Raw genomic sequence first — 6,239 nt, forward strand, 5'->3', positions numbered from 1 at the left:
CTTATGTATTTTCGCTTACCGATAAACTCAGACGATTATTTGATGTTTAGGAACGCTGCACCACGTACGCCGCCTGAATCACCATGTTTTGCTTTGATGATCTTTGGACACTTCGCGACAGAAAGCAGGTACTTAGGAATACGTTTTGGCATCTCTTCGTAAATCAGTTCGAAGTTAGATAGACCGCCGCCTAGTACAACAACGTGTGGGTCAGTCGCAGTAAACAGGTTCGCGAAACAGATTGCAAGAAGCTCCATAAAGCGCTCAACGTGCTCAACCGCTTTTGCTTCGCCTTCTGCATTTGCTTTGATAATGTCGATCGCTTTCTTCTCTTCGCCGTAGTAATGCGCGTAAAGAAGCTCGAAACCACGACCAGATAAGTAGCTATCTAGACAACCTTTCTTTTCACAACCGCAACCTAGTAGAGGCGCGTTTTCGCCTAGGTGGAACCAAGCGTCAAGAGGAAGACGAGTATGACCTACCTCACCCGCTACGTGGTTACGGCCAGAGAATACTTTACCTTCGTAGATAAAGCCGCCGCCAAAACCCGTACCAAGGATCAAACCTAGTACAGACGGTTCGTCTTGAAGGTCCTCATCCCATGCTTCAGAAAGCGCGAAACAGTTTGCATCGTTTTCAATTTTTACGCTGCGACCGATTTTAGCTTCCAGATCCGCACGAAGTGGTTTGCCTTTTGCTGCAGGCACGTTAACCGTTAGTACGGTTGCGTCATCCGCATCTTCCATGCCAGGAAGACCAAGACCAATCGTACCTTCACAACCAAATTCCGCATCGTATTTGTTAACGAGACCTGCGATGGTTTCTACCAGCAAATCGTAGTTGTCTGTTGGTGTTGGTACACGTTCAGTTGCTACACGCTCAAGTTTTTCGTTAAACGCACCAAACTCGATTTTAGTGCCACCGACATCAAAGCCGTAATACATGCAATTCTCTCCTAAAATGCTCAAACGACTCCCAAAATATGCTGGAGTCAAAAAGATAAACTTTAGGCATTATCCATATCTGTACGCCTGCAAACCGTGACGGAATGCAGATTTATCCCCTCGTTGAAGCCAGTTGAACAACAAGCCATCAACAAAAGTTCATTCCTTAGAGTTAGCTCTCGATTTTAGCCCACTCTTTGAAACGTTTCAGATGCGGTCGAGACCAGTCGGTTTTTACTCGCGTTTTCGTCAGCATGTAGGTTTCACGGAAGGCTTCAAACCACAATTGCAGACACTCCGAAGCTTGCTCTTCACCTGCCTGTTTGAATACCAACGTCGCGACTTCTGCAGTAGACAGATGCTGCTCATTGTCCGAGCGGCGCATGATGTATTCAGACAATGATTCCGGCTCAATGGAAAGCACAGGCAAAGATTTAAGAAACTCTGAACGGCGGAAGATCTTACGCGCCTCACGCCAACTGCCATCAATGAAGATCAGTAACCACTTTTTGCCTGAGCCATCGGCTGTCTTCAAACGCTCTGGATTTAAACCGCCTAACAAACGTTCAGGCTCATCCACATAATCTGCAGGGAAGACAACCACAGGTTGATAAGCATCGTTCTCTAGCAGTGCCAGCATTTCTTGAGAAGGCTCAGTACGATTCCATTGATACACGTAGGTCTCTTGAATCGTATCAGCAATTAGGCGCCCAGTATTACTCGGCTTGAACACTTCGTTTTCCGATACGATCAACATACAGGCAATGTTGGATTCGATGTTCGGCTGAATGTCGCACAAACAATATTGTTCAGATACCTGACAATAAGGACAGCGAACCACTTTACAGCCACGAGCGTTAAACGGCTTCGTTGAGATAGATTGACGGTGCTGGTATAAACGATGGAAAGCGTGGATTCTCATGGATAGAAAGTGCCAGTTAGAATAAGTGCATGTATGAAGTAGAGCGCGATTCTACTTGCATCGCCAGTGAGTCTCAAGAAATGCTCGTAAACGAACTGATATTCACATTCTTTTCTTCTCGGTGAAAGATACGGTGGAGTCTTAAGGTCCTAACAAGTGAGCGAATCAATCAAGGAAATTAGCGTGACCGAAACTGCATTTAACGACCCTTCTTGGCTACGACTCAGCATCTTTATTGGTGTTTTGTTGCTTTGTACTCTGTGGGAAAACAAGCTTCCGAGAAAGCAGTTGAGTGTCAACCGTTCATTTCGCTGGTTTAACAACCTCACACTGGTCGCACTAAACAGCATCGTTATTGCCGTTGTCATGCCTATTGCCGCTTTCCAAGCTGCCATCATCGCTTATGAAAACCAATGGGGTCTACTCAATGCTCTTGCCTTCCCGACTTGGTTAAATGTGCTGATAGCCGTAGTGTTACTCGACCTCATCATTTATCTACAGCATTTAGTTTTCCACCGCGTTAAACCGCTGTGGAAGCTTCACCGCATGCATCATGCTGACTTGGATATCGATGTCACAACCGGGACACGATTCCACCCGATAGAAATCATTCTCTCAATGATTGTAAAAATCGCTGCTGTTTTCGCTTTGGGCGTGTCTCCTATCGCCATCGTGGTGTTTGAAATCGTATTGAATGCCAGCGCGATGTTTAACCATAGCAATGCAAAGCTACCACTACCTTGGGATGCGAAGTTACGCAAATTGGTTGTGACGCCAGACATGCACCGAGTGCACCACTCTGTCATCGTGCGCGAGACACATTCAAACTTTGGTTTCTTCTTGTCGATATGGGATCGTTTGTTTGGCACTTACCGCGCTCAACCGGAATTAGGTCATGATGATGTTGTGATTGGTGTTCCAGAGATTCGCGACAAAGACGAGCAAAGATTAGATAAACTGATTACCCAGCCATTTCGTTACAAGGAAAAGTCTTCCTTATGAGCAGTTCAATGAAAGTGAATGTGTTTGGAAAGATCATGCTTGCTAAATGCAAAGATGGGATTTGGAGGCTTTATATCGATTCGGAAACTTCGATAAAGCGCCCAATAAGATACTTTGTAGTGCCGCCCTTTCTCGATGAGGACGAGTTATTGACCTACCTAGATGATATGTATCACGAACATGCGACCGCAACTCATCCATGTGTGTTTCGGGTTGAATAAACCAGCTTAACTTCTGTTGCAGAGTTACCATTAGTTAATGAGAATAACGTCGACTCCTCACTTTGCAGCACTTCAAAACCGAGTGCTTTGAACACCTCGACATTCCCCGTTTCTTCCACACACCAGACGCTCAAAGTTTTCGCCGAGTTATATAACTCACAAGTAGCCGTAATTAATCGACGAGCGAATCCCTGTTTACGATATGCTCTGTCGACGGCTAACCCCGACAATTGCAGTTCGCTATTTGTTGATTTGACTTTGATGCAAGCAACAGCTTTGGCATCAACAAAATAGGCATAAGTGACCCACTCGTCGTTGCTCGAAGTCGGCTTTGCGGTTTTGTTTGGGAAGTAGATTGCTCTCAATTCTTGAAAGCAATCTTTAGTAAGGGATACTACCGAAGGGTTTTCACTCGAAACGCGTTTAAGCATTTTCTATTTTAATGAGCTTAAGCTTTAATCAAATCGCGTTTTTTATTTGACTGGGTCACGCCAACAAACAAGCCGATAATACCCAAGATAATCGACGAAATGGCGAGTACACTCACGTCTTGTTGTTTGTTGATGGCCGAATATACAAATGCGATCCCAAAAAAGATGGCGCCAAAACTAAAGCCTGATAACGCTGCAAAAATGCCGAAGCTTGCTAGCTCCTTAAAATTATCCATAACACTTCCCTGTTGAAAAATACGTAACGTCTAAAAAATTAACGGAATATCTGACGTGATCGGCGCTGCTTTTGCGAATTCCACAGCCAGATAGATACTCCAATAGAAAATCCTAACAACAACGTTTGCCACTGTAGTTGTCCACTGCTCTCTAGTACGCCTAATCCATAGTGCGCATAAGAGTTGAAGCCAACGCTGCTCAACATGATCAATAACAGTAAAACCAGCCCTGTTCGGCGATGCTTGATCAATAAATACACGGCAAGCAAATCAAGGAGGCCAAGCGCACTCCAATACATATTTAACCAGCCTGGGGCAAAATCGTAAGGCAAAAAGCCATCGACAATATTGTCGTAAATGTGGATGACACCACCCATTGTCAGGCAAAGGCATAGGAGAAACTGTACGAATTTATCCATTATCGTTTCCTTTCCTTATCTGAATGAATGCGCAAAGCATATAGAAACCAGCTAAATAATTGTAATTTCGACGCCATTTTTGAGAGCGACAGTGCCTTTAAACAGTACGTGAGGGGTACGAAAGAATAACAATGGCACTTTTTCCTTATCGATTCGCTCCTGATAAAAGCGTAGCGTTTTGCTCGGAAGTTCGCTGAGTTGTGAAAGTTCGGTCTCTCTGTAAGGCATAAAATCCTCTTTTGATTCTTTCCAATCACCAAATTCTTGATTGGGCGACCAGAAAATCACGGTATTGGTTTGATCAAAGCCGAGTTCTCTCACATCAAATCGAAACCAACGACCTAGCGTTGTCGTCTCAAGGCCGTACTTTCTCAATCCCTCTAGTACCTTGCCCGGATGAATCGGCGTAAAGTGAAGCACGTCGTTCCAATAGCAATCCAACCCATGAATACGACGCTGTAGAGCTTGCGGGCGATACTCGTATTTCTTGACATGTTGTTGATACAAATTCGGGTGTGACGCTTTCAAGCAGTTAAGAGGTTTCAATCGGTCTCCCGTCAAATTGCTTGGTACGCGATGGTAAACGTAGGTCAAAGTTATCCCTCTTGTGGTGCTTTTAAGTCAATGAACACAAACTTCATTGAAGGCGGAAAGATAAAATCATCATCACATCGGTAGCCTCTTAGCCACAAACCATCATCCCGCTTACGCAGATACAAGCCTCTAGGATAGGTCTCCTCTTTAGCTATAGGCAAAGAAGCGAGCGTTACGTATTCATCTTTTGTGAGCAAAATATCTTGAAGTAACAAGTATGGTGCGACCGCGAGCGGACAAGGCTCTAGATCTTTCTGAGCTGCATGTTCAACAAGCTCAGCCAGCGTTGCGCCAAAAGGTGCCCCCAAATCCGAAGGCGTTATTACCAATACAGACAATGTCTGGCCACGTTGTTTGGTTTGTATCATTTGGTCTTCAAATAGCTGCAAGGCAAACGGATTGAGTTGAATGCGTTGTTCCTTTAGTTCTTGAAGCAACTCTGCACTCGTGTGGATACCGATTTCAACTTTCATTTAATTGCCCCAATGCGGATAAACTCACGAACCTGCTCTAAAGCACGCTGAAAGACAGGGTGCGCATTGGAGGAAATGTCTTTCGCAACTTCATGCCAAAAGAATTCGAAATCATGTCCACCATCATCTTGAGTGTGGAAGACCCAATGTTCCGGCAACGCTTCACATTCACACAAAACGAAATGCCAACGTTGCTCCTGAAATCCACTCTCCCAAGCCCCTAAGTAGGTTGTGTGATTGACCAATTCGATGCCCGACTCTTCTGCCAATTCTCTTTTTGCCGCACTGAAGAAGTCGCAATCGAAGGGTTCAACGGTGCCTTTCACCAACTGAACGCCGGCAAGAGGATGTTTGAAAAGAAGAATCTCGCGGTTTTGTTTTCGCAACAGCAGAGGACACACTTTATCAACCACAGAATACCTCCGCGCTCTGAAGGCATATTTGTTTCGCTTCTACTGGAAAGAGAGGAAGCACGGCTAGTTCAGTAAAACTCACCCATCTCAAAATATATTGATTGGAAGCCGATTGCCTTTGTTGTTCGGGGCCATTACCTAGCGTAGGGGTGGCTGAACCGATATGGGATAAGAAGTAATGATCCTTTCGGCCTTGATTTTGAATCTGAAACACAGGTGTGAGGGATATCAGCTCTATAGAGGTTTCTTCCAGTGCCTCGCGTTTCGCCGCTTCAGAAAGAATTTCTCCATCCTCTACACTACCGCCAGGAAACACCCAATAGTGTCTATCGCCCTTCACTCGTTCAATCAATAAAACTTCTCGGTGATCGTTTATTAATATCAAACTTGCTCGCTTCGGCATTCATCTCACTCCCCCCTGATTTAGCGGAACATTCTAACAAACTTGAAGCGATAACAAAGAATTAACAAATGCCGGTGGCACATTTCTCTCGTGCCGTTAATCAATTTGCGATTTGGGTCACTCACTCTTGGCGTCAAAAAACAAAAAGGCAGAGCGATTGCCCTAATGCCGATCAGTTAAG

The 6,239-nt window shown here is 44.9% G+C and carries 10 protein-coding genes; 1 reads left to right on the forward strand and 9 read right to left on the reverse strand.

The window, feature by feature from the left end; genetic code table 11:
• Positions 1 to 35: 35 nt before the first annotated feature.
• Both nagK and KIV40_RS14800 read right to left on the reverse strand, forming a co-directional pair.
• The gene (gene nagK, locus KIV40_RS14795) at positions 36 to 944 is read right to left on the reverse strand and encodes an N-acetylglucosamine kinase (protein ID WP_005427769.1); all 909 of its coding nucleotides are present in this window, start codon (positions 942 to 944) and stop codon (positions 36 to 38) included.
• 172 nt (positions 945 to 1,116) lie between these two features.
• Positions 1,117 to 1,866: a tRNA-uridine aminocarboxypropyltransferase gene (locus KIV40_RS14800; protein WP_021017741.1), complete on the reverse strand. Its 750-nt coding sequence runs from the start codon at positions 1,864 to 1,866 to the stop codon at positions 1,117 to 1,119.
• A 183-nt stretch (positions 1,867 to 2,049) separates the two neighbouring features.
• Between KIV40_RS14800 and KIV40_RS14805 the strand changes: the two genes are divergently transcribed.
• Positions 2,050 to 2,868, forward strand: coding sequence for a sterol desaturase family protein (locus KIV40_RS14805; protein ID WP_285349939.1), 819 nt, complete (start codon positions 2,050 to 2,052; stop codon positions 2,866 to 2,868).
• A gap of 193 nt (positions 2,869 to 3,061) precedes the next feature.
• On the opposite strand, the gene KIV40_RS14810 is transcribed toward KIV40_RS14805, so the two are convergent.
• The 7 genes from KIV40_RS14810 to KIV40_RS14840 are packed head-to-tail and all read right to left on the reverse strand — an operon-like array spanning position 3,062 to position 6,058.
• Positions 3,062 to 3,520, reverse strand: a complete 459-nt coding sequence (locus KIV40_RS14810; protein ID WP_005528409.1) for a GNAT family N-acetyltransferase — start codon at positions 3,518 to 3,520, stop codon at positions 3,062 to 3,064.
• Positions 3,521 to 3,537: 17 nt separating this feature from the next.
• Complete coding sequence (locus KIV40_RS14815) at positions 3,538 to 3,756, reverse strand: hypothetical protein (RefSeq protein WP_005528408.1); 219 nt, start codon at positions 3,754 to 3,756, stop codon at positions 3,538 to 3,540.
• A 38-nt stretch (positions 3,757 to 3,794) separates the two neighbouring features.
• The gene (locus tag KIV40_RS14820; protein ID WP_285349940.1) at positions 3,795 to 4,175 is read right to left on the reverse strand and encodes a hypothetical protein; all 381 of its coding nucleotides are present in this window, start codon (positions 4,173 to 4,175) and stop codon (positions 3,795 to 3,797) included.
• Positions 4,176 to 4,226: 51 nt separating this feature from the next.
• The gene (locus KIV40_RS14825) at positions 4,227 to 4,721 is read right to left on the reverse strand and encodes a hypothetical protein (protein WP_285349941.1); all 495 of its coding nucleotides are present in this window, start codon (positions 4,719 to 4,721) and stop codon (positions 4,227 to 4,229) included.
• 50 nt (positions 4,722 to 4,771) lie between these two features.
• On the reverse strand, positions 4,772 to 5,242 hold the full coding sequence (locus tag KIV40_RS14830; protein ID WP_012127950.1) for a hypothetical protein: 471 nt from the start codon (positions 5,240 to 5,242) through the stop codon (positions 4,772 to 4,774).
• The gene (locus tag KIV40_RS14835; RefSeq protein ID WP_285349942.1) at positions 5,239 to 5,655 is read right to left on the reverse strand and encodes an NUDIX domain-containing protein; all 417 of its coding nucleotides are present in this window, start codon (positions 5,653 to 5,655) and stop codon (positions 5,239 to 5,241) included. Before KIV40_RS14835 ends, KIV40_RS14830 begins: the two co-directional genes overlap by 4 nt.
• Complete coding sequence (locus KIV40_RS14840) at positions 5,648 to 6,058, reverse strand: NUDIX domain-containing protein (protein ID WP_012127946.1); 411 nt, start codon at positions 6,056 to 6,058, stop codon at positions 5,648 to 5,650. Before KIV40_RS14840 ends, KIV40_RS14835 begins: the two co-directional genes overlap by 8 nt.
• Positions 6,059 to 6,239: the final 181 nt, after the last annotated feature.

Source organism: Vibrio sp. D173a (assembly GCF_030248475.1).